The sequence below is a fragment of the Streptomyces cucumeris genome, assembly GCF_024295805.1.
GTDB classification, from domain to species: Bacteria; Actinomycetota; Actinomycetes; order Streptomycetales; family Streptomycetaceae; genus Streptomyces; species Streptomyces cucumeris.
The window spans coordinates 252,144-277,498 of sequence record NZ_JANCLX010000010.1; the positions used below are offsets into that span (position 1 = coordinate 252,144).

Genomic DNA, 25,355 nt, shown 5'->3' on the forward strand with positions numbered 1-25,355 from the left:
TCCGGGGGGGGGGGGGGCCCGGCTTGCGCGCCTCACGGGCGCCCGGGCCCCGGCGGGGCCCCGGCCGCCGCCGCTGTCTAGAGATCGACCTCGCGCATCAGCATCCCGACCTCGGTATTGGTCAGCCGGCGCAGCCAGCCGGACTTCTGGTCGCCGAGCGGGATCGGTCCGAAGCCGGTGCGCACCAGCCGGTCGACCGGGAATCCGGCCTCGGCGAGCATCCGGCGCACGATGTGCTTGCGGCCCTCGTGCAGCGAGACCTCGACCAGGTAGTTCTTGCCGGTGTTCTCCACGACCCGGAAGTGGTCGGCGCGGGCGTACCCGTCCTCCAGCTCGATGCCGTTCTTCAGCCGCTTGCCCAGGTCACGCGGGAGCGGGCCCTGGATCGCCGCGAGATAGGTCTTCTTGACGCCGTAGCGGGGGTGGGTGAGGCGGTGGGCCAGCTCACCGTGGTTGGTGAGCAGGATGATGCCCTCGGTCTCGGTGTCGAGACGGCCGACGTGGAAGAGCCGGGTCTCGCGGTTGGTGACGTAGTCACCGAGGCACTGGCGGCCGTCGGGGTCCTCCATGGTGGAGACGACCCCGGCGGGCTTGTTCAGCGCGAAGAACAGGTACGACTGGGTGGCCACGGTCAGCCCGTCGACCTTGATCTCGTCCTTCTCCGGGTCGACCCGGAGCCCCTGCTCGGTGACGATCTTGCCGTTGACCTCGACACGGGCCTGGTCGATGAGCTCCTCACAGGCACGGCGCGAGCCCATACCGGCGCGGGCCAGCACCTTCTGGAGCCGCTCGCCCTCCTGCTCACCGAAGGTCTTCGGCAGCTTGACCTGGGGCTTGTCGTGCCGGGCGCGGTTGCGCTCCTCAATCTGCGCGTCGTACTCGCGCGGACGGGACGGGCCGCCGGGCTTGCGGCCGCGTCCGGCGGCGCCGCCGCCCTTCGCGCCGCCCGCCTTGGGACCGCCCTTGGGACCGCCCTTCGGGCCGCCGCCGCCCTGGGAGGCTCCGCCCACGTCGTAGCGGCGCTCCTCGGGACGGGGGCGGCCCGCGCGCTTCTGCCGGTCGTCGCGCTGGTTGCCCGCGCCGCGGTAGTTCTTGCTGCCGCCGCCGCTGCTGCCGCTGCCGCCGCCGCTGCTGCCCCTGTTGTTCCTGCCGCTGCTTCGCATCAAAGTTCCGTCTGAGAGTGGCCTACTCCGTCGTCCGCGTCAGCGGCGTCGACGGCGTCCGGGTCGAACGACGGCACACCCTCCTGGGACTCGCCCTCGACCGCGTCCGCCTCGGGGAGGAAGGGCGCGAGCTCCGGAAGCTCGTCCAGACCCCGCAGGCCCATCCGCTCCAGGAAGTAGTTCGTCGTCCTGTACAGGATCGCACCTGTTTCGGGTTCCGTGCCCGCCTCCTCGACCAGACCCCTCTGGAGGAGGGTCCGCATCACGCCATCGCAGTTGACGCCGCGGACGGCCGAGACCCGGGAACGGCTGACCGGCTGACGGTACGCGACCACCGCGAGGGTTTCCAAAGCGGCCTGGGTGAGCCGGGCCTGCTGGCCGTCCAGGACGAAGCCCTCGACGGCGGCGGCGTAGGCGGGGCGGGTGTAGTAGCGCCAGCCGCCCGCCACCAGCCGCAGCTCGAAGCCGCGGCCCTGGGTCGCGTACTCGTCGGCCAGCTCGCGCAGCGCGTCCGCGACCTCTCGGCGGGGGCGCTCCAGCACCTTGGCGAGGTGTTCCTCGGTGGCGGGCTCGTCGACGACCATGAGGACCGCCTCCAGGGCGGGCTTGAGGTCGAGTGCCGCGACGTCCGAGGCCGCGGCGGGGGTCCACTGCTCGGTCAACTCCGCACCTCCTGCTTCTCGTTCTCCTCGAGCTCCTCGGGCTCTTCCGCCCGCTTCCGCGGCGGTCCGGCCTCCTGGTCGAATTCATCGGTGACCAGTGGCTGCTCACCGTCGGCGCCCGTCCAGCGCACCATGAGCGCACCGAGGGCCTCCGGCTGGTCGAGCAGGACCGCGCGCTCCCGGTAGAGCTCCAGCAGCGCCAGGAAGCGGGCGACGACGGTGAGGACGTCGGGGGCGTCCTCGGTGAGCGTCCGGAAGGTGGCCTCGCCCAGCTCGCGCAGGCGCGCCACCACCACCCCGGCCTGCTCACGCACGCTGACCAGCGGGGCGTGGATGTGGTCCACGTACACCTGCGGCTTGGGCTTGGGCTGCATCGCCTTCACGGCCAGCCTGGCGAACCCCTCGGCGCCGATGCTGATGACGACGTCCGGCAGCAGCTCGGCGTGGTGCGGTTCCAGGCCGACGGTACGGGGGTGCCGGGCGGCCTCGCTGACCAGCCGGTCGTGGAAGATATCTGCGATCCGCTTGTACGCGCGGTATTGGAGCAGCCGGGCGAACAGCAGGTCACGCGCCTCCAGCAACGCGAGGTCGGCCTCGTCCTCCACCTCGGCGGCGGGCAGCAGCCGGGCCGCCTTGAGATCCAGCAGCGTCGCCGCGACCACCAGGAACTCGGTGGTCTGGTCGAGGTCCCAGTCCGGCCCCATGGCCCGGATGTGCGCCATGAAGTCGTCGGTGACCTTGGACAGGGCGACCTCGGTGACATCCAGCTTGTGCTTGGAGATCAGCTGGAGGAGGAGGTCGAAGGGCCCCTCGAAGTTGTCGAGCCGGAGGATGAACCGATTGCCGTCGTCGGCGGGCGCGTCGCCCTCGGCGGCGGTGAGGGCCGCGGGGGGTCCGGCCTCGGCGTTCGAAGCCGCTGACGCCCCGCTGACGGCCTCCTCGGCCGCTCCCCTGCCCCGGTCGCCCCCCGCGCCCGCCGAGGGCCGTACGGGCCCGTCGGCCCCCTCCTCGGCCCGCCCATGCGCGGGATCCGGCTCCGGCCGCCCGGAGGGCGCGGCAGAGGGTACGCCGGACGACTCACCCGGAGGGGTCCCCGGCCCAGTGCCTCCCGTGTGGTCCGCCTCGGGTGGTGCCGCCGGACGGGCGGCCGGTGCTCCCGGACCGACGCTCCCCGCGCGCTCCGCCGCGGAGGCCGAAGCCGGATCGTCCGAGGGTGCCGCCGGGCCAGGGGCCGGAGCGGAGTCCCCCGCCTCGTCGCCTGCTGTGGCCTCCGGCCCCATGCCCGCACCGGGGACGCGCCGCGGCGGGACCGGATCCGGCGCCGCCGACGAGGCGGGGGGCGCTTCCGGTTCGGGTTCGGCCGGATGGGGGGACGGGGCAGGCTCCGCCGCGGGGCCTGCCGCCGGGGCCGCGCCGGGGCCACGGCCCAGGGTGCGGCGGCGGGGCGGCGGGGCGGGGGCGTCGTTCGTCGGCATCGCGGTCCAGAGTGCTCAGGGCCGGGCGGGGCAGCCCGTACGACCGGGCAGGCTATCGCCCTGCCCGGTCAGCGGCCGCGCAGGCGGCGCACCAGGATGCTCGCGTCGCCGCGCGACTCGAGGTCGGCGAGGACCACCGCGACCGCCTCGCGGACGATCCGGCCGCGGTCGACCGCGAGTCCGTGTTCGCCGCGCAGCACCAGCCGCGCATGCTCGAGGTCCATCAGCTCCTCGGCGGAGACATAGACCGTGATCTTCTCGTCGTGCCGTTCCCGCCCGCTGGGGCGCCGGTTCGCCGCGCGGCTGCGGCGGCGGGCGGCGCCGCCCTGTTCGGCCGGGCCCGCCGCACCGGCGGCCTGGCGCGCCTTGGGGCGGCCCGCCGCCGCGGGGCGCCGCTCGGCGGCGTCCTGCGCGGCGGCGGCCGCCTCACGGCCCGTGTGCTCGGCGGCGCCGGACTGCTCGTCCTCCGGTCGACGGCCGCCCTCGTGCGCGGCGTCCTCGTACGGTTCTGCGGCCGTGTCGGGCTCGGCGGCGGGCGCCGGGACCCGGGCGGCCTCGCCGTTCGCCTGGCGGCGGCCGGACGCGGGAGCGGAGGACTGGAGCCCCATCCCTCCCGTGGTGCGGAACAGTTCGTCGGCTCCCGGCAGACTCACTCGGCGTGACACCGGGCGAGCACCTCCCTGGCGAGCTGGCGATAGGCGGCGGCACCGACGGAGTTGGACGCGTACGTGGTGATCGGCTCACCCGCGACGGTGGTCTCCGGGAAGCGGACCGTACGGCCGATCACCGTGTGGTAGACGTGATCGTCGAACGCCTCGACCACGCGGGCGAGGACCTCACGGCTGTGCACGGTGCGCGAGTCGTACATCGTGGCGAGGATGCCGTCCAGCTCCAGGTCGGGGTTGAGCCGCTCCTGGACCTTCTCGATCGTCTCGGTGAGCAGGGCCACACCGCGCAGCGCGAAGAACTCGCACTCCAGCGGCACGATCACCTTGTGCGCCGCGGTGAGCGCGTTGACCGTGAGCAGACCGAGCGAGGGCTGGCAGTCGATGACGATGTAGTCGTAGTCCGCCATCAGCGGCTTGAGCGCGCGCTGGAGGGTGGACTCCCGGGCGACCTCGCTGACCAACTGCACTTCGGCAGCCGACAAGTCGATATTGCTGGGCAGCAGGTCCATATTGGGCACGGCCGTCTTGAGCAGCACCTCGTCGGCCGACATGCCCCGCTCCATGAGCAGGTTGTAGACCGTGAGGTCGAGCTCCATCGGGTTGACCCCGAGGCCGACCGAGAGCGCGCCCTGCGGGTCGAAGTCGACCAGCAGGACCCGGCGGCCGTACTCGGCGAGCGCCGCACCCAGGTTGATGGTGGAGGTGGTCTTGCCGACGCCGCCCTTCTGGTTGCACATCGCGATGATCTTCGCGGGGCCGTGCTCGGTCAGCGGACCGGGAATCGGGAAGTACGGCAGTGGCCGCCCGGTGGGGCCGATGCGCTCGCGACGCTGGCGGGCCGCGTCGGGCGCGAGGGTGGCCGCGTACTCGGGGTCTGGCTCGTACTCGGCGTCCGGGTCGTAGAAGTGCCCGTCGGGGAGGTCGTCGTAGTCGGCGAAGCGGGCGGGATCCGTGCCCCCCTGGTCGCCGGCCATGGCGTTCACGTGATGGCCGTCCATGCTCTGGTGGGCTGTCGTCATGCTCTGGTGGGTTGCGAAGGTGCGGACAGCGACGGAGCCGACAGCCTGGAGCCCCGAGGGACCCTGGCCCCGCGCAGCCGTTCCTGGTTGACCACCCCCGGGAGAAAATGTCGACTCATTCACAAGTCGTCCTACCTCCTTGGTGACCAGGAAATTTCTAGATAGGTCAGCGTGACACCATGCCGACGGTTGGCGACTCTATGGCGTGTCGGCGGTCCGCAGCAACACAATCCACCGGACACGGCGTGATGTGTCGGCAATCGAACACCCCGATGTCAAGGGCGTGTGAACGGCGGCGGAGTGATTTCACCACCGCGCAAAGCGTCTGAAGAGTTTCATTTAGGGCGAGTTGACCAGCATAGCGCCGTTCCACGGCAGGAAGGGCGCCGGACACACCTCCGGCCGGGTCCCGCCCTTCGGCAAGACCCGGCCGGATGCCCGGTGTTGACCCGGTGTTGACGGTTCGGGTTGACCGTCGGTCGGCGTGTCAGCCGATGAGGGTGTTCAGTTCGACGTGGGGCAGCCCGTGCGCCTCGGCGACCGGACCGTAAACGACCTGTCCCTCGTGGGTGTTGAGGCCCTTGGCCAGGGCGGCGTCCCGGCGCAGCGCCTCGCGCCAGCCGCGGTTGGCCAGCTCCACGATGTACGGCAGCGTGGCGTTGGTGAGCGCGTGGGTCGAGGTGTTCGGCACCGCGCCCGGCATGTTGGCCACGCAGTAGAAGACCGAGTTGTGGATCTCGAAGGTCGGCTCGGCGTGGGTGGTGGGACGGGAGTCCTCGAAGCAGCCGCCCTGGTCGATCGCGATGTCGACAAGGACACTTCCCGGCTTCATACGGGAGACCAGCTCGTTGGTGACCAGCTTCGGGGCCTTGGCGCCCGGGATGAGGACCGCGCCGATGACGAGGTCGGCCTCGAGGACGGCCTTCTCCAGCTCGAAGGCGTTGGAGGAGATGGTCTGCACCTTGGTGCCGAAGACCTTGTCGGCCTCGCGGAGCTTGTTGATGTCCCGGTCCAGCAGGGTGACGTGGAAGCCCATGCCGATGGCGATCTGCGCGGCGTTCCAGCCGGAGACACCGCCGCCGATGACCACCGCGCGGCCCGCGGCCACACCCGGCACACCACCGGGCAGCACACCGCGGCCACCGGCCGAGCGCATCAGGTGGTAGGCGCCGACCTGCGGCGCGATCCGGCCCGCGACCTCGGACATCGGGGCGAGCAGCGGCAGCGCGCGGTTCGCGGTCTCGACCGTCTCGTAGGCGATGGCGGTGGTGCCGGACTCCAGCAGCGCGTCGGTGCAGGCGCGGGAGGCGGCGAGGTGGAGGTAGGTGAAGAGGGTCTGGTCCTTGCGCAGGCGGTGGTACTCCTCCGCAATGGGCTCCTTGACCTTCAGCAGCAGGTCGGCCGTGGCCCAGACCTCATCGGCGGTGTCCAGGATGCGGGCACCGGCCGCGGTGTACTCCGCGTCCGTGATGGAGGAGCCCAGGCCCGCACTCTGCTCCACGAAGACCTCGTGGCCGTTGCGGACCAGCTCGTGCACACCGGCGGGGGTGATGGCCACACGGAACTCGTTGTTCTTGACCTCGCGGGGGATACCGACCTTCACGTCGATCACGGTCCTTGAATGGGGGGAGAAAGGAATATAACGCCACAGCCGGACAGACCCAGCCATGAACATGCAAACCGAAACCTGTCCGCATGCCGGTGACGACCGCATCATTCACGGTACGACCAGTCTAATGAAGGACGTCGCGCTGTCTAGCCTTGCAATGCATCAATCTTTCGCGAGACCACTACTGATTTCGTAGGTCGATCCCGTCCCTCTCCCTGGCACGGGGTGCCTCCGGGGGTGTCACGGGCGATGACTCCTCAGGTGAGGGGCCCTTCTCCGGCGCTTCGGCACGCCGGGCCTCCCGCCTCAGCACCCGGGCCACCGCGGGGTCGCCGCCCAGCCGGTCGACGGCCTCGGCGGCGCGCAGGGCCAGCTCGCGGTGGAGCGCGGTGTCCCCGCAGCCCCGGGCGACGGTCACCGCCTCGCCCCAGCTCCGCAGCGCGTCCCGGCTCCGGCCGAGCTGCTCCTGGGCGCGGGCGGTACCGCTGAGCGCCCGTGCGCATCCGGCCGGGTCGGCGCCGCGGCGGCAGGCGGCGGCCGCGGCGCGCCAGTCGCGCAGTGCCTCGCTCCAGCGGTCCGCGTAGCCGTGGACAGTGCCGAGCCGCGCGTACACCCGGGCCCCGCCCGCCACGTCCCGGCGGCCGAGCCTGAGCTCCAGCGCCCGGCCGTACCAGTCGGCGGCGCGGTGCCAGTCCGCCAGCTCCTGGTAGATCCCGCCGATCGACTCCAGCGCCCGGCCGGTCGTATACGGATCCCCCGCCTCACGGGCCGCCTCCAGCGCGCCCTTGTAGCGGCCGAGCGCCTGGTCGGTCCGTTCCGCGCGGGCGTCGAGGTCGCCCAGGTTGAGCAGCGCCGCCGCCCGCTCCACCGGCAGGTCGCGGCGCTCCGCCACGTCCAGCACGAGCTGGTGCAGTCCGTAGAGCTCCGGTGCGGCGCCCTCGGCGCCCCGGTGGGCACTGAGCGCATGGGTGAGCCCGGCCACCAGCCGCCGGGCCAGGGTGTCCAGTTCACCGGCCCCGACGGCCAGCCGGGCCGCCTCCAGCAGCACCGGCAGCCGGCCCTCCAGCCACCCGGCCGCGTCCGCCGACGACGAAAACCGCAGCGGCCGGGGCATCTCGGCCAGTTGCTTACGGGCCGGGGACCCCACCGGTTCGGCCGCCAGCCGGCACGCATGGAGCTGCCGTACGGTGCGCTCCAGCATTCGGGCGCGGGCGAGTTCCACCTCCGCCGGGCGCTCCACGGACTCCAGCAGCTCCCGCAGGAGCGGCTCCAGACAGCCCGGCACCTGGTACCGGCCCTCACCGCGCGGACGCAGCAGCCCGCATCCGGCGAACCCCTCGAGCGCCGCCGCGCCGTCCGGGACCGAGCACCCGGCCAGCGCGGAGGCCACCTGGGCGTCGGCCGCCCCGGCGGGCGCGAGCACCAGCAGCCGCAGCATCCGGGCGGCGGCGGGCGGCAGGGTGTCGTAGACCAGCCGGAAGGTACGGGCCAGCGGCCGCACCCCGGGGTCGGCGTCGGCCGAGGACGGCGGCAGCTCCCGCAGCCGCGCCATCAGATCGGCCACGGACGCCTCGGGCCGCACCGCCAGCCAGCCACCGGCCAGCACCAAGGCCGCGGGCTGGCCCGCGCACTCCTCCACCAGCGCCTGCGCGGCCACCGGGTCGCAGGTGATCCGGGTGGGCCCGGCGTACTGCGCCAGCAGCCCGACCGCCGCGCTCACATCGAGCCCGCCGACCGTGCACGGCCGGACGTCGGGCACCCCGGTCAGCGGACCGTGCGAGACGGCCACGACCAGACAGCCGGGTTCATCGGGCAGCAGCGCGTCCACCTGGTCCGCACCGGCCACGTCATCGAGCAGCAGCAGGAGGCGTTTACCGGTCAGCCGCTCGCGCAGCTCCGCGCTCAGGTCGTCCTCGTCCGCCCCGGGCGGCGCGGTCACCCCGAGCCTGCCGAGCAGATCCCGCGCGATGCGCGGGGTGGCCACCGGCTCCCCGCCGGAGGTGGTCAGCCGGGCGCTCAGCACCCCGTCGGGATAGTCGTCGGCCAGCCGCCGGACCAGCTCCTCGGCCAGCGCGGTCCGGCCCCAGCCGGGGCGTCCGGCGATCAGCAGCACCCGGCTGCGGGCGGCCGCGCGGCCCGCGAGGGTGTCGAGACCGGCGCGGTCGATGTCGGCGCGCAACGACAGCAGCTCCCGCCGCCGCCCGGCGAACCCCTTGCCCACGGTGGCCGCCGCGGCGAACAGCACCGCCCGGGTGGCCCCGCCCCACACCCCGCCGTCCGCCCCGGCGTCCCGGGGCCCCGGCGGCCCGGCGTCCGTACGACGGCCGGCTGCCGGGGGCGCGGTTGCGGAGGCGGCGACAGCGCCGGGATCCGGACGCGCCGTACGCGCGGCCGATGTCCCAGCAGGGCGCTGAGCCGGATCCGCACCGGGCTCGGTGCCCCGGGAACGGGTGGGATCCGCGGCGCCGTCGCTCGTACGGGAGCCGGGGCCGGTACGTTCCGCCCCCGGACCGGTGCCGGTGTCCGCGGCCGTGGGGCGTTCCGGACCCGCACCGGGAGCGGAACCCGGGGAGCGGGACGGAACCTCCGCGTCCGTGCCTGCGGTGCGCGGGCCCGGCGCGGGCGGGGGCACAGGGGTGTGGTGGGAGGCCGGTGGCTCCCCTTCGGTGTCGACCGCCTGCTCCGCCACGGGCCCGCTCCCGTCCACCTGCGCATCACGAACCCGCCGCGGTCGCGGTCGGGGTTGGTGCGGACCGGTCCGCCCGCGCCGCTTCGACGGTCGGCCAGGCTCGGCCCCTCATGCCTCCGGGGCTCCGCGCGCCGGGGCCGCGACGGCTGGTGAGCGGGTGCTCCATCGGCGTTTATGAGGGTAGTTCACTCCGCGTCAGGAACCGGGCACTCCCGACCGGCGGACCGGGCTGAAAATCACTCCATCGGATCCACTGATCGTCCGCTGATCCTCAGAAGGGGGTCACGGGAGGGGGTCGGGAGGAGACGCAGACGGGCCCCGGATGAGGGTGGGTCAGGCGTCGAAGGGGCGCGCCGGCCAGGGGGCACCGGCCGGGCGCAGGGCGTCCAGGCCGTCCCCGTCCAGGGCGGCCCGCGCGGCCAGGACGCCGACCGTCAGACAGGTGTTGTGCAGCTCGCCCGCGAGGACACCGCGGACCAGCTCGTCCAGCGGGACGCGGTCCAGCTCCATATCGGCCTCCTCCTCGGAGACCTCGAAGCGCTCACCCTCGGCCGTGGAGATCTCCCGGGCGAGGAAGATCCGCACCGCTTCGTCGGTGCCGCCGGGCGAGGTGTAGACGTCGGTGAGGACCCGCCAGTCCTCCGCCTTGACGTGTGCCTCCTCGTACAGCTCGCGCTGGGCGGCGTGCAGCGGGTTCTCACCGGGGATGTCCAGCAGACCGGCCGGGATCTCCCACAGCCGGTGGCGCACCGGGTGGCGGTACTGCCGGAGCACGAGGACGCGCCCGTCCGCGTCGAGGGCGAGGACGGCGACCGAGCCGGGGTGCACCTGGTAGTCACGCTTGACCCGGCTGCCGTCGGGCATCACGACCTCGTCGGTGCGCACGCTCGTCTTGTTGCCGGTGAAGGGCGTGGCGGTGGCGGTGACCCGCCACTCCTCGGGGGTGTCCTGGATACCCATGGGTCTCTCAGCGTCCTCTCGGTGCGATGGCCGGGGGGGGGGGGGGGGGCCGCGCCCCCCCCCCCCCCCACCCGGGGTTCCACCGTATCGGTCAGGCGCCCGCGCCCTGCCCCTGAGCAGCGGTCTGTCGCTCGACGGCGGCCTTCACCAGACCCGCGAAGAGCGGATGCGGACGGGTGGGGCGGGAGCGCAGCTCGGGGTGGGCCTGGGTGCCGACGAGGTAGGGGTGCACCTCGCGCGGGTACTCCACGTACTCGACCAGCTTGTTGTCCGGGGAGGTGCCGGAGAACACGATGCCGGCCTTCTTCTCCAGCTCACCGCGGTAGGAGTTGTTGACCTCGTAGCGGTGGCGGTGGCGCTCCTCGACGTACGGCTGGTCGCCGTAGACCTCGCGGACGATCGAGCCCTCGGCCAGCTTGGCCGGGTACATGCCCAGCCGCATGGTGCCGCCCATGTCGCCCTCGCCCGCGACGATGTCGAGCTGCTCGGCCATGGTGGAGATGACCGGGTCGGTCGTGGCGGGCTCGAACTCGGTGGAGTTGGCGCCCTCGATGCCCGCCAGGCTGCGGGCGGCCTCGATGACGATGCACTGGAGGCCGAGGCAGAGGCCCAGCAGCGGGATCTTGTTCTCGCGGGCGTAGGTGATGGCGCCCAGCTTGCCGATCACACCGCGGTCGCCGAAGCCGCCGGGGACACAGATCGCGTCGACGTCCTCGAGCTGCTGCCGGGCACCGGCGACGGTCTTGCAGTCGTCGGAGGTGACCCACTTGATCTTCACTCGGGCGCTGTTGGCGAACCCGCCCGCGCGCAGCGCCTCGGTGACCGACAGATAGGCGTCGGGCAGGTCGATGTACTTGCCGACGAGCGCGACGGTGACCTCGTGGTCGGGCCGGTGGACCCGCCCCAGCAGGTCGTCCCACTGGGTCCAGTCCACGTCCCGGAAGGGCAGGTCCAGCTTGCGGACGACATAGGCGTCCAGCCCCTCGGAGTGCAGCACCTTGGGGATGTCGTAGATCGACTTGGCGTCGATGGCGGCGACCACGGCGGCGTCGTCCACGTCACACATCAGCGAGATCTTGCGCTTGATGGAGGTGGGGACGTCACGGTCGGCGCGCAGCACGATCGCGTCCGGCTGGATGCCGATGTTCCGCAGGGCGGCCACCGAGTGCTGGGTCGGCTTGGTCTTCAGCTCACCGGAGGGGCCGATGTAGGGCAGCAGGGAGATGTGCACCACGAAGACGTTGTCCCGGCCGACCTCGTGGCGGACCTGACGGACGGCCTCCAGGAAGGGCAGCGACTCGATGTCGCCGACGGTGCCGCCGACCTCGGTGATGACCACGTCGACGTCGTCGGTGGCCATCCGGCGGATGCGGTGCTTGATCTCATTGGTGATGTGCGGGATGACCTGCACGGTGTCACCGAGGTACTCACCGCGCCGCTCCTTGGCGATCACGGTCGAGTACACCTGGCCGGTGGTGACGTTGGCCGAGCCGTCGAGATCGACGTCGAGGAAGCGCTCGTAGTGGCCGATGTCCAGGTCGGTCTCGGCGCCGTCGTTGGTGACGAACACCTCACCGTGCTGGAAGGGGTTCATCGTGCCCGGGTCGACGTTCAGGTACGGATCGAGCTTCTGCATGGTGACGCGCAGACCGCGCGCCTTCAGCAGGGCACCCAGACTGGAGGCGGTCAGGCCCTTGCCGAGTGAAGAAGCGACACCCCCGGTGACGAAGAGGTGCTTGGTCGTCATGGGCTTAGCGGCAATGGCCAAGAGGGGGCTCCCGTGGTCGCGTGGTGAGAGTGCGGTACGGCTGCCGGCCCCGGATTTCCGGGGGGTGCCGTCGCTGAGGTTCGGGGGTTTTGCGCCCGCCGCTCCACGGGCTACCAGGGTATCAGTGACCCGGGGCGGCCGCTGTCGCCCGTGCCCGCGCAATCGCCCGGACACCTTGTGTGACCAGGCAGGGGACCGCGCCGCGGAGCCGTCCACCCGATCGGCCGTGAGATGCGGGCCACGATATGGACGAACACAAACGGATCATCGTTGTCCGTCGTATCCTGCTCGGACGCACGCATACGAGCACCCCGGCACGGCACCACCAGCACGCCCCCGGAACAAGCGCTCGTCGAGAATTTCCGAGACCGTAAGAACGCCCTGACGGGGCAGTACGGCCGTTCGAAATGGGGAAGCACGTGGCCGGGCGTATCGAGGACTACGCACTCATCGGGGATATGCAGACCGCCGCCCTCGTCTGCAGAGACGGCACGGCCGACTGGCTGTGTCTGCCGCGCTTCGACTCCCATGCCGTCTTCGCCGGTCTGCTGGGGACCGAGGAACACGGATTCTGGCGCCTGGGTCCGGCCCACGCCGCGGGCAGCGAGCCGCCGGCCGCCGACCGCCGCCGCTACCGGGGGGACTCGCTGGTCCTGGAGTCGGAGTGGGACACCCCGCGCGGCACGGTCCGCGTGATCGACTTCATGCCGCCGCGTGACGGCGCCCCCCAGCTCGTCCGGATCGTGGAGGGCGTGAGCGGCCGGGTGCCGATGCGCTCCGCGCTGCGGATGCGCTTCTCCTACGGCTGGGTCGTGCCGTGGGTGCACAAGGTGGACTCGCGCACGGTCGCGGTCGCCGGTCCCGACTCGGTGTGGCTGGACACCGATGTGGACACCTACGGCAAGGACCTGACCACCTATGCCGACTTCACCGTCGCCCCCGGCGACCGCATCGCGTTCACCATCAGCTGGCAGCCCTCGCACAAGGAGCCGCCCGCGCTGCCCGAGCCGGAGGCCGCGCTGGAGGCCACCGAGGCGTTCTGGCGCGAATGGGTCGAGCACTGCACGTACCACGGCCCCTACCGGGACGCGGTGGTCCGCTCGCTGATCACCCTCAAGGCGCTGACCTACGCCCCCACCGGCGGCATCGTGGCGGCGCCCACCACCTCCCTGCCCGAGGACATCGGCGGGGTGCGCAACTGGGACTACCGCTTCACCTGGCTGCGGGACGCGGCGATCACCCTGTCCTCGCTGCTGCGCACCGGCTACCGCGAGGAGGCCCGCGCCTGGCGCGAGTGGCTGCTGCGCGCGGTCGCCGGCGATCCGGAGAACCTCCAGATCATGTACGGGATCGCGGGTGAGCGGGAGTTGTCGGAGGCCGAGCTGACCTGGCTGCCCGGCTACGAGGGCTCCCAGCCGGTCCGGGTCGGCAACGGCGCGGCGGGCCAGCTCCAGCTCGATGTCTACGGCGAGGTCACCGAGGCACTGCACCTGGCCCATATGACGGGTCTGGCGCGCAATGACTACGCGAGCGTGCTCCAGCTGAAGCTGATCCGCTACCTGGAGGAGCACTGGGACGAGCCGGACGAGGGCATCTGGGAGGTGCGCGGTCCGCGCCGCCACTTCGTGCACTCCAAGGTGATGGCCTGGGTCGCGGTGGACCGCACCGTCAAGCTGATCGAATCGGGCGATGTGGACGGCCCGTTGGACCGCTGGCGGGATCTGCGCGACGAGATCCACCGGGATGTGTGCGAGAAGGGCTACGACGCCGAGCGCAACACCTTCACCCAGTCCTACGGCTCCAAGGAGCTGGACGCCTCCCTGCTGCTCATTCCGCAGATGGGCTTCCTGCCGCCGGACGACAAGCGAGTCATCGGCACCATCGAGGCGATCCAGCGCGAGCTGTCCACCCCCGACGGCTTCGTGCTCCGCTACCCGACGGCCGGTGAGGACGCGGGTGTCGACGGGCTCGAGGGCGATGAAGGCGCCTTCCTGGCCTGCTCGTTCTGGCTCGCCGACGACCTGGCGATGATCGGCCGGGTGGACGAGGCCCGCAAGCTCTTCGAGAAGCTGCTCGGGCTCCGCAACGACCTGGGGCTGCTGGCCGAGGAGTGGGACCCGCGGCTCCAGCGGCAGGTGGGCAACTTCCCGCAGGCGTTCAGCCATGTGCCGCTGATCGACACCGCACTGCGGCTGACCGCCTCCGGCGCGTACGGCGGCTGAACCGCGCGGCGGACCCGGGCGCCCGCGCCCACCGGCCCGTGACGCCCGCGCCGGGTAACGTCCTGACCATGGAACCGCAGGGTCCCCAGGGGACGATCACCGTGGCGCGGGCGCTCGACCTCCCGGCGCTGCGCCGCGGGCTCCCGGAGGTGGTGTCCGGGGAGGAGCTGCTGGACCGTCCGGTGCGCTGGGTGCATGCGGGCGAGGCGCCCAATATCGCGGCGCTGCTGCGCGGCGGGGAGCTGCTGCTGACCACCGGTCTGGGGGTCGGACCGCGCCCGGCCGAACAGCGCGCCTTCGTCCGCAGACTGGCCGAACGGGGCATCGCGGCGCTGGTGGTGGAGCTGGGGGCGCGGTTCCGTTCGCTGCCCGGACCGGTGGTGGACACCGCACGCTCCTGTGGGCTGCCGCTGGTGCAGCTCCACCGGGAGGTGCCGTTCGTGGCGGTCACCGAGGAGATCCACACCGAGATCGTCAATGAGCACTACGCCCTGCTGCGCCAGGCCGATGTGGTGCACCGCCAGGCGACCGAGGTACTGCTGCGCGGTGGCGGGGTGCCGGAGATCCTGCGCCACTTCGCCCGGTTCGCGGCCAATCCGGTCTTCCTGGAGACCCCGGAGGGGCATCTGCTCTACGCGGCGGGGCCCGGCGAGGAGGCGGCCCGGCCGGGGCTCGCCGATCCGCTCCAGGTCTGGGAGGGGCTGCGGGCACGGCGGGGGGCCGAGCAGCCGGAGCCCCCGGCGGGCAGTGTGCTCGCGGACATCCCGGGGGGCGGTCACGGTCCGGGCGCGGTCCGGGCCCGGCTGACCGTACTGCCGGTGGCCGGGCCGCTGGGACCGGTGCACCGGATCGCGGCCGAACGGACGGCGGACCTGCTGGCCGTAGTACTGCTGCGGGCCCGCCAGGAGGAGGAGTTGACGGCCCGGGGCCGGGGCGACTTCCTCACCGATCTCGCCGAGGGCCGGATCGAACCGTCGGAGGCGCCCGCCCAGGCGCGGGTGCTGGGCTTCCGGCCGGGTGAGGGCCCGCTGCTGCCGGTGGTGGCGCGGCTGGCGGAGGACGTCCGCCCGCTGGGCGGCGGGGAGAGCTGGGCGGCCCTGGCCCATGCCCTCCAGGAGGAGTTGACGGCCGTGGGGGTGCCGGTGCTGCTCGGGGTGCGGCTGCCGGAGGGCCGGGTGCCGCTGCTGGCGGGGCTGCGGGACGCGGCGGAGCGCGGCGCGGTCGCCGAGCGGATCGCGGCGGGTCTGCGGGCCGGGGTGGAACGCGCCTGGCCGGACCGTACGGGCCCAGGAGCACCGGTGGTGATCGCCGGTCTCGCGGTCGGCTGGGAGTCGGCCGGGGCCGAGCTGCGGCATGCGGCGGAGGCGGCCAACGCGGCGCGGGGACTTCCGGGCCGGGACTGGTACGACGTCCGCAGTCTGGATGTCGATCTGTTGCTGTGGCGACTGCGTGAGCACGGGGATCTGGCCGCCTTCGTCGACCGGGTGATCGGTCCGCTGCTGGCCCATGACCGCACCGCCCGGCCACCGCTGGTGCCGACGCTGGAGGTGTATCTGCGGCACGCGGGCCGCAAGGCGGAGACGGCCCGTGCGCTGCACCTCAACCGGCAGACGCTGTACGACCGGCTGGCCCGGATCTCACGGCTGCTCGGCAGCGACCTGGAGGACCCCCGGACGGTGCTCGCGCTGGGGGTGGCGCTCCAGGCCCGCCGCCATGTCCACTGACCCGTACGGAGTGCGGGATCAGAACGGGGTCAGGGTGAGCGTCAGCCCGGTCGGCGCGGTGTCCTGGATGTAGGACGCGAAGTCGGCGACGTCGTCGAAGGCGAAGCCGTACGCCTTGCCGTCGGTGGTCGCCGCGTGCATGGCCTTGGCGTAGTGGTGGGTGATCCGCTCGGTGTAGAAGGCCGCCGGGTCGGTGACCGGCTGGACGGCGGCGCCGTGCAGGGTGGTGCGGTTGAAGCCCGCCCCGAGGACGGCCGCGACCGGACCGGTCGTACCGTCGTTGGGCGCGGCCAGCGCGCCGTCGCAGAACAGCACGTCCTTGGTGGAGGGTCTGGCGAAGGAGACGGCGGCGGGGCCGGTGAAGGAGAGCGTGCCGCCGCCGACCCGGCCGGTGAAGGTGCCCGCGTTGGTGGTGACCTTGAGGTCCTTCGATCCGTAGGTGTCCCAGACCTGGTCGATGTAGGACGCGAAATAGTCCTGCGGGAACAGTCCGGCGCCCAGACCGTGACCCGGTGCGATCACCCGCAGCCGGTCGCCGATCACCAGCGGGCCGAAGGCGTCGGTCGCGGCGAGATCGGCGAACACCTTGTCACGGGCACCCTCCTTGAGGGTTCCGGTGCTCTGGTCCTTGGCGCCGGTGAGGCGGATCGCCAGCGGCACGCTGAACATGTCCACCATGGTGGTGTTGCAGAACATGCCGTCGGCGTTGAAGGTGAACTCCGCGCAGTCGTGCAGGACTTGGTAGTTGGGGTCACCGGAGACCCATCCCGCCGGGTACTGGAGCGCGGCATTGCCCGCGCCGTCGGTGACCGCCTTGAACTTCAGCCGGGAGCCCAGCGCGACATAGATCCGGCCGGACATCCGGGGCAGGGTCAGCTCGGTGTCCCCGCTCCCGGCCAGCGGGATGGCGTAGTCGGTCCAGCCGTCGGGACCGTTGTCGGACAGGGCGATGGGGGCGAGCCGGCCGTCCGGGGTCATCCGGACCTGGCGTCCGCCCTCGTTGCCGACGATGTAGAGCCATATCGATGTATTGCCGAACTGACCGGTGCGGTTGACGACGGTGAGCGGCAGCGTGGCGGCGCGCTGGGCACCGGCCGCCCGGCCGCCGGTGAGGGCGAGACCGGAACCGGCGGCGGCCGCCGACGCGGCGAGGGAACCCAGCAGGGTGCGGCGACTGATCATGGTGAAGTGCTCCTCGGCGTGGTGGGGGTTGCCGGGACGGAGCGCGAGGGTGAGGGACAGCGCGACTGAGAGCGCTCTCTCGCGGTCACTGCGCAGCACACTGCCGATCGCCGCCGGGACCGTCAACCCCCTTGGCACCAAAAGGTCTGCACCAACTCGTCGTACACGCTGAGGACATGACCGACCGTGTCGTCCTCGGTGGGCCAACCGGCCGTTCGCGCCCGCCCGGCGGCGGCCAGCGCCATCCGGCGCGCGGGGTCCGCGAGCAGCCCGGTCACCGCGTCGGCCAGGGCCGCCGGATCGCCGTACGGCACCAGTTCGGCCGCGTCCCCGACCAGTTCGGGCACTCCGCCCACGGCCGTGGCGACCAGCGGCACCCCCGCGTGCAGGGCCTCCTGGGCGAGCAGCGACCGCGCCTCCCAACGGCTGGAGAGCACCGCGACATCCGCCGCCGCGAGCAGCCCCGGCACATCGTCACGGCGGCCGAGCAGCCGCACCGGCAGCCCCTCCGCCGCGATCCGGCGCTGGAGCGCACCGCGGTCCGGCCCCTCCCCCGCGACCAGCAGCACCGGCTGCGGATCCAGGGCCCGCCACCGGCGGGCCGCGTCCAGCAGCGGGTCCAGGCCCGCCGTCTCCAGACGGCCCACCGTGACCAGCAACGGCCGCTCCATGACGCCCAGTTCGGCCCGCGCCTTCCACTCCTCGCCGTCGTCCGCGGCGTCCGCGGCGCCCCCGGAGCGGGGTGCGGGCACCGCGACCGGTGCCAGCCGCGCGTCCCGGGCGCCCCGGGCGCGGGCCCGCTCCACCAGGTCGGAGGAGGCACCCAGCACGATCGAGGCGGTGCGCGCCACCTTGCGCTCCATCAGCCGGACCACCGGCCCCCGCGCCCCGTCCGTGTCCACGGTGGTGTGCCAGGTGACGATCAGCGGTACGCGGCGGCCGTGCAGCGCCATCGCGGCCAGCAGCCCCGAGCGCAGCCCGTGGGCGTGCACCAGCTCCGCGCCGCGCGAGGCCGCGCGCAGAGCGGCGACGCTCCCCGCGTCGGTCAGCGCGTCGAGGGCGGTGAACCGGGCACCCGCCCCGGTGAAGCCGTAACCGTGTTCGGCGCTCCGGGGGCCGCAGACGGTCACCCGCAGCCCGCGCGCCACCAGCCCGGCCGAGAGTGAGCGCACATGCACCCCGCTGCCCGAACCGCCCTTCCCCAGCACCTGGACGGCGTGCAGCGACGGCTGCCCGTGCGGCGGGACCGGGGTGGTGCTCACGGTACTGCTCACGCGGGCGGAGCTCCTGAGGCGATATAGGGTCGGGGCTGGGGGCGCGGCGGTGCGGGCGGTACGAGTGCGCTGGGCCCAAGAATGCCAGCACTCACACCGCCCCGCGGCAAGGTGACCGCACGACCCCCGGCCCTGACTCGTCCGTACGTCCGCAGTACCACTCGTACGGGTGATACCGGGGCCCGTCCCGGTGGGCCCCGGAGAACCGCGCGGGACAGTCCCCGCGCGGCGGCCGCCCGGTGCGCGTCCCGCGGAACGCCGGGCGTCCCGCGGAGCGCTCAGCGTCCGGTGCGCGCCGCCTCCAGCAGCTCCTCCGCGTGCGCCCGCGCCAGTTCCGAGTCCTCCTGGCCGGCCAGCATCCGCGACAGCTCCCGTACGCGGTCCTCGCCGTCCATGGCCTTGACCCCGCTGCGGGTCACCGAACCGTCGTTGGTCTTCTCCACCACCAGGTGCCGGTCGGCGAAGGCCGCGACCTGGGGCAGATGCGTGACCACCACGACCTGCGCGGAGCGCGCCAGCCGGGCCAGCCGACGGCCGACCTCGACCGCGGCCTTGCCGCCGACGCCCGCGTCCACCTCGTCGAAGAGATAGGTCGGCACCGGATCGGACCCGGCGAACACCACCTCGACGGCGAGCATCACCCGGGACAGCTCACCGCCCGAGGCGCCCTTCGCGATCGGGCGGGGCGGGGCGCCGGGGTGCGGGGCGAGCAGCAGCTCGACCTCGTCGGCGCCATGCGGACCGTAGAGCACGGCCCGGCCGCCGACCTCGACGCCCGCCGTCTCCTCGGCGGCCTCGGTCTGGCCGATGGCGAAGGTGACGCGGGCGTGCGGCATGGCCAGTTCGGCCAGCTCCGCGGTGACCGCCCCGGCGAAACGGTCCGCGGCCTCGGTCCGGGCGTCGGTCAGCGTCTGCGCCAGCTCGCCGAGTTCGGTGCGCAGCGCGTCGCGCTCGGCGGTCAGCTCACCGATGCGGTCGTCGTCACCGTCCAGTTCGGCCAGCCGGGCCGCGCTCTGCTCCGCCCAGTCCAGGACGTCCGCGATGCTCTCGCCGTACTTCCGGGTGAGCTGGGTCAGCGCCGCGCGGCGCTCCTCGACCGCGGCCAGCCGCAGCGGGTCGGCGTCCAGGTCGTCGGCGTAGCCCGCCAGCTCCTGGGCGACATCGGCCAGCAGGATGCCGACCTCGCCGATCCGGTCGGCGAGTCCGGCCAGGGCCGGGTCATGGGCGCGTACGGCCTCCAGGGCCCGGGCGGCGCCGCCGACCAGCGTGGTGGCGTCCACGCCCTCGGGGTCCTCCGGGTTCCCGGCGAGGGCCGCGTGGGCGACGGCGGCGGCGGAGGCCAGGGCCTCGGCGTGACCGAGCCGCTCGGCCTCGGCGGCCAGCTCGGTGTCCTCCCCCGGGCGGGGCTCGGCGGCGGCCACCTCCTCCAGGCCGAAGCGGAGCAGATCGGCCTCCTGGGCGCGCTCCCGGGCGCGGGTGGTCAGCTCCTCCAGCTCGGCGGTGACGGCCCGCAGTCTCCGGTAGGCGCCCGCGTACTTCTCCAGCGGTCCGGCGACCGCCGCGCCCGCGTACCGGTCCAGCGCCTCGCGCTGCCGGGCGGGGCGGAGCAGGCCCTGCTGATCGGTCTGGCCGTGGACGGCCACCAGGTCGTCGGCCAGCTCGCCCAGCAGCCCCACGGGGACGGACCGGCCGCCCACATGGGCCCGGGAGCGCCCTTCGGCGGAGAGCGTACGGCTGATCAGCAGAGCGCCGTCGTCCAGTTCGGCACCCGCCTCCTCGGCCCGTACGGCCGCGGCCGAGCGCGCGTCGACCGTGATCCGCCCCTCGACGACCGCCGCCTTGGCACCGATCCGCACCAGGGCGGCGTCCGCGCGGCCGCCGAGCAGCAGCCCCAGACTGGTGACCACCATGGTCTTGCCCGCGCCGGTCTCACCGGTCACCGCGGTGAAGCCGGGCGACAGCTCGACGACCGCGTCGTCGATGACGCCCAGCGCACGTATCCGCATCTCCTCCAGCACGTGCACGACCATACGAGGTTCCACCGGTCCGACGCGACGACGGGGCTCACCTTCCGGGTCCCGTCCGCACAGATGACCGGGTGGCGGGAGCCGTCCGGCGGCTCACCGCACCGTCCGGCACCTCCCCGCAGCCCGTGGAGCGCTCAGTGGGGCGCGCCGCGCCAGCCCGCCACCGGCAGCGCGAACTTGGCCACCAGCCGGTCGGTGAACGACGCGTGGTGCAGCCGCGCCAGCCGCACCGGTACGGCTCCGCGCCGCACCTCCACCCGCGCCCCGGCGGGCAGTTCCACCGTGCGGCGCCCGTCGCACCACAGCACCCCGTGCGGCGTCTGCGGCTGGACCTCCACCGCGAGCACCGAGTCCGGCGTGGTCACCAGCGGTTTGGCGAACAGGGCGTGGGCGCTGATCGGCACCATCAGCAGCGCCTCCACCTCGGGCCAGACCACCGGACCGCCCGCCGAGAAGGCATACGCCGTGGAGCCGGTCGGGGTCGCGCAGACCACCCCGTCACCGCCGAAGCGGGACACCGGACGGCCGTCGACCTCGGTGACCACCTCGAGCAGCCGCTCGCGGGCCGCCTTCTCCACCGATGCCTCGTTCAGCGCCCAGTCGGTGTGCACGATGTGGCCGTCGTTGCGGACGAGCACATCGATCGTCATCCGCTCCTCGACCTCGTAGCTCCGGGTCACCACGCGGTCCACGACCTTGTCCAGGTCATCGCGTTCGGCCTCGGCGAGGAAGCCGACCCGGCCCAGGTTGACCCCCAGCATCGGCACCCCGGAGATCCGCGAGAACTCCGCACCGCGCAGCAGCGTCCCGTCACCGCCGAGCACCACCAGCAGCTCACAGCCGTCCAGGACGTCCCGGCCCGCCTCGACCCGCTCGACCGCGGACGGCAGCGGCAGGTCCTCGGCCTCCTCCGCGAGCACCCGCACCCCGATACCGCTGCGCAGCAGCCCCTGCACCACCAGTTCCGCGCTGCGGACGGCCGCGGGGCGGCCGGTGTGCGCGAGCAGGAAGACGGTGCGTCCGGCCGTCGGCTCGGCCGCGGATACGGGAGCGTCGGACGGCTCCGCCAGATCGGCGCGATCCGCTGCTTCCGACGCTGCTTCTGAAGTGGTCAACTGGGCCCCTCCGCCACTGCACGGTCGACATCGGCCGGGTCCAGTGCCGGCGCCCCGGCGCGCATCCACAAAAAGTACTCGACATTGCCCTTCGGTCCGGGCAGCGGGCTGGCCGTCACACCCAGCGCTCCCAGCCCGAGTCCCGCCGCCTGTTCCGCCACCGTGCGCACCGCCTCGGCACGCAGTGCGGCACTGCGGACGACACCTCCGCTGCCCAGCCGTTCCCTGCCGACCTCGAACTGCGGTTTGACCATCAGCACCAGGTCGGCGTCGGGCGCGGCACAGCGCACCAGGGCGGGCAGCACCAGCCCCAGCGGAATGAAGGAGAGATCGCCGACCACCAGGTCCACGGGCTCCCCTCCGATCTGTTCCAGCGTCAGCTCGCGTACGTTCGTACGGTCCAAAACGGTCACGCGTTCATCGCTCTGGAGGGACCAGGCGAGCTGTCCGTATCCGACGTCCACGGCGAGCACGCCGGAGGCGCCCGCGCGCAGCAGGACATCGGTGAACCCGCCGGTGGACGCGCCCGCGTCCAGCGCCCGCCGCCCGGCGACCGCGAGGGCGGCGCCGGGCACCGGCCGGGCCTCGGTGATCTGCCCGGCGCCCGGTCCGTTCCGGTACTCCTCGCTGAAGGCGTGGAAGGCGCCCGCCAGCTTGTGACCGCCGCGCGAGACGTACTCGGGGTCGCTGTCGTCCTTGATCACGACGACCGCGGCACTGGTCTCCACCTGGGTGGCGGCCTTGATCGCGGTCGTCCCGCCGACGGTGACCCGGCCCGCGGCGATGAGCTGGCCGGCGTGCTCACGGGAACGGGCCAGCTTGCGGCGCACCAGCTCCGCGTCGAGTCGTACGCGTCGTGGGCGGGTCACTGCCACGGGTGGTTCAGCTCCTGAGGTCGGTTCCGGTCAGACGGGGCCGTGCGGGGCGGGGGCCGGCGGTCCGGGCCGCCGGTCGAGTGCCGTCAGCGTGTCGCGCAGGCCCTGGTGCACATCCTCGTACACCTCCGGATGCTCACCGGTCCCGAGGTGGTCGGCATCGGCCAGCCGGTCGAGCCGGGCGTCGACCTCGGCGACGCCGGTGGGGGTACGGGGGACGCCGAGCGGGGCCGGGGCGGCCGGGGCGGCCGGTCCGGGAGCCTCCGCGGCCGGGGTGTCCGGCGCACCGGTGCCCTCCGGGGCCCGCTGCCGCTCCTCGCCCTCGGGGGCAGTCGGCATCGCGCCGTCCGCGGCCCGCGGGGACGGTCCGGCCGCGGCCTCCGGCGCCGGGTCCGCGTAGCGGTCCGGCGCGGCGGGCGGGGCGCCGGGCTCTGCTCCGGGCCGCACGCCCGGCATCGGCTCGCTCATGGCCCCGACGCTACCGCGAACCGTACGTTCTCCGACGTGCGCGACCTGGGGTACGGTCATCGCGATGGCGACCTTGGAACAGTGCCGTGGCGCACTCGACAAACTGGCGGAGAACCTCGCGGGCGCGAACGGGGACCTCCGCGGCGCCGCCGCGCTCGACCGCTCGGTGAGCTGCTGGATCACCGACCTCGACACCACCTTCGTCGGCCGTCTGGTGGACAGCCGGATCGAGGATGTGACGACGGTCCCCGGCCCGCCGCCCGAGCGTGCGCAGATCCGGCTGGCGATGACCGGTGACGACCTGGTGGCGCTGGTCGACGGTGAACTGCACTTCGCCCGGGCCTGGGGCAGCGGCCGGGTCAGGCTCGAGGCGGGTCTGCTCGATCTGGTCCGGCTGCGGAAGCTGCTGTAGCCGCCGACAGCTCACGCGGTCCGTCGTCCTTGCGGGCCGGGGATCCGGCCGTGGCCGGGGCACCGGGGGTCCGGGCCCGGCGGGCGGCCGGGATGACCAGCGGGGTGCCGGTCTCCGGATCGTCGATCACCTGGCAGCGCAGTCCGAAGACCCGCTCCACCAGCTCCGCGGTGACCACCTCGCCCGGCGCGCCCTCGGCGACGACCACACCGTCGCGCATCGCGATCAGGTGGGTGGCGTAGCGGGCCGCGTGGTTGAGGTCATGGAGGACCGCGACGAGGGTGCGGCCCTGCTCCTCGTGGAGTTCGGCGCACAGGTCCAGCACATCGATCTGGTGCTGGATGTCCAGATAGGTGGTGGGCTCGTCGAGCAGCAGCAGCGGGGTCTGCTGGGCGATGGCCATCGCGATCCACACCCGCTGGCGCTGGCCGCCGGAGAGCTCGTCGACATAGCGGTCGCCCAGCTCGCCGACCCCGGTGGCGTCCATGGACTCCTGGACGATCCGCTCGTCCTTCTCCGACCACTGGCGCAGCAGGCCCTGGTGCGGATAGCGGCCGCGGGCGACCAGGTCGGCCACGGTGATCCCGTCCGGGGCGATCGAGGACTGGGGCAGCAGCCCGAGGGTCCGGGCGACCTTCTTGGCGGGCAGTGAACCGATCGCCGTCCCGTCCAGCAGCACCGATCCGGCGGCGGGCTTGAGCATCCGGGACAGGGCGCGCAGCAGGGTGGACTTACCGCAGGCGTTGGGGCCGACGATCACCGTGAAGGAGTGGTCCGGGATGGTGACGGAGAGGTTCTCGGCGACGGTGCGGCGGTCGTAGGAGAGGGTGAGCCCCTCGGCGACCAGCCGCTGAGGTCCATCGGTGGCGTCGGCTGTCCGGGGGCGGGTGGTGCCGGTGGAGGTGCTGGAAGCCACGGTCTGCCGGGTGTCCTGATCCTGTCGTATGTCCTGGTCCATGGTGTGGTCCGCGTCTCCGTCCGCGCCGTTGTGTTTCCTCATATCCGCCCCGCCTTGCGCTCGGTCACCAACAGCCACAGCAGATAGCCGCCGCCCAGCATCCCGGTGAGCACGCCCACCGGGAGCTGATCGGCCCCGAAGAGCCGCTGCGCGGACCAGTCGGCGGTGATCAGCAGCCCGGCGCCCATCCAGGCCGAGGGCAGCAGGTTCGGCCCCGAGGACCGGGTGAGCCTGCGGGCGAGCTGCGGGGCGGTGAGCGCCACGAAGGCGACGGGCCCGGCGGCGGCCGTGGCGGACGCGGTGAGCACGACGGCCGCGAGCATCAGCACCAGCCGGGTCCGCTCCACCCGCACCCCGAGGGCATAGGCACTGTCGTCGCCCATCTCCAGCATCCGCAGGTCACGCGCGTAGGCCAGCACCACGGGCAGCAGCACCGCGCAGACGGTGGCCAGCGGCCAGACCTGGCTCCAGTCGCGCCCGTTGAGCGAACCGGTCAGCCAGACCACCGCGCGGGTGGCGTCCTGCAGATCGGCCTTGGTCAGCAGATAGCCGTTGACCGCGCTGAGCATCGAGGAGGCGCCGATGCCCACCAGCACCAGCCGGTAGCCGTGGACACCCTTCCGCCACGCCAGTCCGTAGACCCCGGCACCGGTCACCAGACCGCCGACGACGGCCCCGGCCGCGACCGCGCCGGGTCCGCCCTGGAACAGCACGATGACCGCCAGCGCCCCGGCCGCCGAACCCTGTCCGAAACCGACCACGTCCGGACTGCCCAGCGGATTGCGGGAGATGCTCTGGAAGAGGGCCCCGGACAGCCCGAGGGCCGCGCCGACCAGCAGCCCCACCAGCACCCGCGGCATCCGCAGCTCGTTGATGATGAAGTCCTGGGCCGGATTGCCGTTGCCCGCCAGCGTATTGAGCACATCGGCGGGGGCGATGGGGAAGTCGCCGGTGCCGATGAGGACCACGGCCATCACCAGCGACAGGACCACCAGCAGCAGACCGACGATCGCCCCGCGCAGGTCCAGGCGCATCGAGAACCCGCGGGTGCGCAGCGTCACCCCACGCGTCCTGGGCGTCATGCG

20 protein-coding genes are annotated in these 25,355 nt (G+C 73.2%); 3 read left to right on the top strand and 17 right to left on the bottom strand.

The window, feature by feature from the left end; translation table 11 throughout:
* Positions 1 to 77: 77 nt before the first annotated feature.
* The 9 genes from NMK44_RS18030 to pyrG form a co-directional block, all read right to left on the bottom strand.
* The gene (locus NMK44_RS18030) at positions 78 to 1,163 is read right to left on the bottom strand and encodes a pseudouridine synthase (RefSeq protein ID WP_254744228.1); all 1,086 of its coding nucleotides are present in this window, start codon (positions 1,161 to 1,163) and stop codon (positions 78 to 80) included.
* Positions 1,163 to 1,825, bottom strand: coding sequence for an SMC-Scp complex subunit ScpB (scpB, locus tag NMK44_RS18035; protein WP_302888335.1), 663 nt, complete (start codon positions 1,823 to 1,825; stop codon positions 1,163 to 1,165). The genes NMK44_RS18030 and scpB overlap by 1 nt, the downstream gene beginning before the upstream one ends.
* Positions 1,822 to 3,300, bottom strand: coding sequence for a segregation and condensation protein A (locus NMK44_RS18040; RefSeq protein ID WP_254744230.1), 1,479 nt, complete (start codon positions 3,298 to 3,300; stop codon positions 1,822 to 1,824). The genes scpB and NMK44_RS18040 overlap by 4 nt, the downstream gene beginning before the upstream one ends.
* Positions 3,301 to 3,368: 68 nt before the next feature.
* Positions 3,369 to 3,965 carry a hypothetical protein gene (locus tag NMK44_RS18045; RefSeq protein ID WP_254744232.1) on the bottom strand — a complete coding sequence of 199 codons (597 nt, stop codon included), beginning with the start codon at positions 3,963 to 3,965 and terminating at the stop codon, positions 3,369 to 3,371.
* Positions 3,950 to 4,966, bottom strand: coding sequence for a ParA family protein (locus NMK44_RS18050; protein WP_428849361.1), 1,017 nt, complete (start codon positions 4,964 to 4,966; stop codon positions 3,950 to 3,952). The genes NMK44_RS18045 and NMK44_RS18050 overlap by 16 nt, the downstream gene beginning before the upstream one ends.
* A gap of 508 nt (positions 4,967 to 5,474) precedes the next feature.
* Positions 5,475 to 6,590 (bottom strand): alanine dehydrogenase, encoded by a 1,116-nt coding sequence (gene ald, locus NMK44_RS18055; protein ID WP_254744272.1) that lies wholly within the window; start codon positions 6,588 to 6,590, stop codon positions 5,475 to 5,477.
* A gap of 187 nt (positions 6,591 to 6,777) precedes the next feature.
* Positions 6,778 to 8,865: a tetratricopeptide repeat protein gene (locus tag NMK44_RS18060; RefSeq protein WP_374215289.1), complete on the bottom strand. Its 2,088-nt coding sequence runs from the start codon at positions 8,863 to 8,865 to the stop codon at positions 6,778 to 6,780.
* 753 nt (positions 8,866 to 9,618) lie between these two features.
* The gene (locus tag NMK44_RS18065; protein ID WP_254744236.1) at positions 9,619 to 10,245 is read right to left on the bottom strand and encodes an NUDIX domain-containing protein; all 627 of its coding nucleotides are present in this window, start codon (positions 10,243 to 10,245) and stop codon (positions 9,619 to 9,621) included.
* Positions 10,246 to 10,336: 91 nt separating this feature from the next.
* The gene (pyrG, locus tag NMK44_RS18070) at positions 10,337 to 11,992 is read right to left on the bottom strand and encodes a CTP synthase (RefSeq protein WP_254744238.1); all 1,656 of its coding nucleotides are present in this window, start codon (positions 11,990 to 11,992) and stop codon (positions 10,337 to 10,339) included.
* Positions 11,993 to 12,432: 440 nt separating this feature from the next.
* Between pyrG and NMK44_RS18075 the strand changes: the two genes are divergently transcribed.
* Both NMK44_RS18075 and NMK44_RS18080 read left to right on the top strand, forming a co-directional pair.
* Positions 12,433 to 14,235 (top strand): glycoside hydrolase family 15 protein, encoded by a 1,803-nt coding sequence (locus NMK44_RS18075; protein WP_254744276.1) that lies wholly within the window; start codon positions 12,433 to 12,435, stop codon positions 14,233 to 14,235.
* 68 nt (positions 14,236 to 14,303) lie between these two features.
* Positions 14,304 to 15,959, top strand: coding sequence for a PucR family transcriptional regulator (locus tag NMK44_RS18080; RefSeq protein WP_254744240.1), 1,656 nt, complete (start codon positions 14,304 to 14,306; stop codon positions 15,957 to 15,959).
* Between the two features lie 18 nt (positions 15,960 to 15,977).
* On the opposite strand, the gene NMK44_RS18085 is transcribed toward NMK44_RS18080, so the two are convergent.
* From NMK44_RS18085 to NMK44_RS18110, 6 genes are all read right to left on the bottom strand, one after another.
* Positions 15,978 to 17,141: a glycoside hydrolase family 64 protein gene (locus tag NMK44_RS18085; protein ID WP_254744278.1), complete on the bottom strand. Its 1,164-nt coding sequence runs from the start codon at positions 17,139 to 17,141 to the stop codon at positions 15,978 to 15,980.
* 122 nt (positions 17,142 to 17,263) lie between these two features.
* Positions 17,264 to 18,403, bottom strand: coding sequence for a glycosyltransferase family 4 protein (locus NMK44_RS18090; RefSeq protein WP_254744280.1), 1,140 nt, complete (start codon positions 18,401 to 18,403; stop codon positions 17,264 to 17,266).
* A 290-nt stretch (positions 18,404 to 18,693) separates the two neighbouring features.
* Complete coding sequence (recN, locus tag NMK44_RS18095; protein ID WP_254744242.1) at positions 18,694 to 20,445, bottom strand: DNA repair protein RecN; 1,752 nt, start codon at positions 20,443 to 20,445, stop codon at positions 18,694 to 18,696.
* 131 nt (positions 20,446 to 20,576) lie between these two features.
* Positions 20,577 to 21,512 carry an NAD kinase gene (locus NMK44_RS18100; RefSeq protein WP_254744282.1) on the bottom strand — a complete coding sequence of 312 codons (936 nt, stop codon included), beginning with the start codon at positions 21,510 to 21,512 and terminating at the stop codon, positions 20,577 to 20,579.
* Positions 21,513 to 21,553: 41 nt separating this feature from the next.
* Positions 21,554 to 22,426, bottom strand: coding sequence for a TlyA family RNA methyltransferase (locus NMK44_RS18105; protein WP_254744284.1), 873 nt, complete (start codon positions 22,424 to 22,426; stop codon positions 21,554 to 21,556).
* A gap of 36 nt (positions 22,427 to 22,462) precedes the next feature.
* Positions 22,463 to 22,771, bottom strand: coding sequence for a hypothetical protein (locus tag NMK44_RS18110; protein WP_254744286.1), 309 nt, complete (start codon positions 22,769 to 22,771; stop codon positions 22,463 to 22,465).
* A gap of 193 nt (positions 22,772 to 22,964) precedes the next feature.
* Between NMK44_RS18110 and NMK44_RS18115 the strand changes: the two genes are divergently transcribed.
* Entirely contained in the window at positions 22,965 to 23,312 is a 348-nt protein-coding gene (locus NMK44_RS18115) for a sterol-binding protein (RefSeq protein WP_254744244.1), read from the top strand.
* On the opposite strand, the gene NMK44_RS18120 is transcribed toward NMK44_RS18115, so the two are convergent.
* A complete protein-coding gene (locus NMK44_RS18120) occupies positions 23,260 to 24,312 on the bottom strand; it encodes an ABC transporter ATP-binding protein (protein ID WP_254744246.1) in 1,053 nt (350 codons plus the stop codon). The two genes, NMK44_RS18115 and NMK44_RS18120, sit on opposite strands and share 53 nt — an antisense overlap.
* Positions 24,309 to 25,352 (bottom strand): FecCD family ABC transporter permease, encoded by a 1,044-nt coding sequence (locus NMK44_RS18125; RefSeq protein WP_254744288.1) that lies wholly within the window; start codon positions 25,350 to 25,352, stop codon positions 24,309 to 24,311. Before NMK44_RS18125 ends, NMK44_RS18120 begins: the two co-directional genes overlap by 4 nt.
* Positions 25,353 to 25,355 lie beyond the last annotated feature (3 nt).

Excerpts from the sequence above, each read along its gene's own strand:
- NMK44_RS18030 (WP_254744228.1), bottom strand. The coding sequence starts at position 1,163 with ATGCGAAGCAGCGGCAGGAACAACAGGGGCAGCAGCGGCGGCGGCAGC.
- NMK44_RS18040 (WP_254744230.1), bottom strand. The coding sequence starts at position 3,300 with ATGCCGACGAACGACGCCCCCGCCCCGCCGCCCCGCCGCCGCACCCTG.
- NMK44_RS18050 (WP_428849361.1), bottom strand. The coding sequence starts at position 4,966 with ATGGACGGCCATCACGTGAACGCCATGGCCGGCGACCAGGGGGGCACG.
- NMK44_RS18065 (WP_254744236.1), bottom strand. The coding sequence starts at position 10,245 with ATGGGTATCCAGGACACCCCCGAGGAGTGGCGGGTCACCGCCACCGCC.
- pyrG (WP_254744238.1), bottom strand. The coding sequence starts at position 11,992 with ATGACGACCAAGCACCTCTTCGTCACCGGGGGTGTCGCTTCTTCACTC.
- NMK44_RS18080 (WP_254744240.1), top strand. The coding sequence starts at position 14,304 with ATGGAACCGCAGGGTCCCCAGGGGACGATCACCGTGGCGCGGGCGCTC.
- NMK44_RS18085 (WP_254744278.1), bottom strand. The coding sequence starts at position 17,141 with ATGATCAGTCGCCGCACCCTGCTGGGTTCCCTCGCCGCGTCGGCGGCC.
- recN (WP_254744242.1), bottom strand. The coding sequence starts at position 20,445 with ATGGTCGTGCACGTGCTGGAGGAGATGCGGATACGTGCGCTGGGCGTC.
- NMK44_RS18110 (WP_254744286.1), bottom strand. The coding sequence starts at position 22,771 with ATGCCGACTGCCCCCGAGGGCGAGGAGCGGCAGCGGGCCCCGGAGGGC.
- NMK44_RS18115 (WP_254744244.1), top strand. The coding sequence starts at position 22,965 with ATGGCGACCTTGGAACAGTGCCGTGGCGCACTCGACAAACTGGCGGAG.
- NMK44_RS18120 (WP_254744246.1), bottom strand. The coding sequence starts at position 24,312 with ATGAGGAAACACAACGGCGCGGACGGAGACGCGGACCACACCATGGAC.
- NMK44_RS18125 (WP_254744288.1), bottom strand. The coding sequence starts at position 25,352 with ATGACGCCCAGGACGCGTGGGGTGACGCTGCGCACCCGCGGGTTCTCG.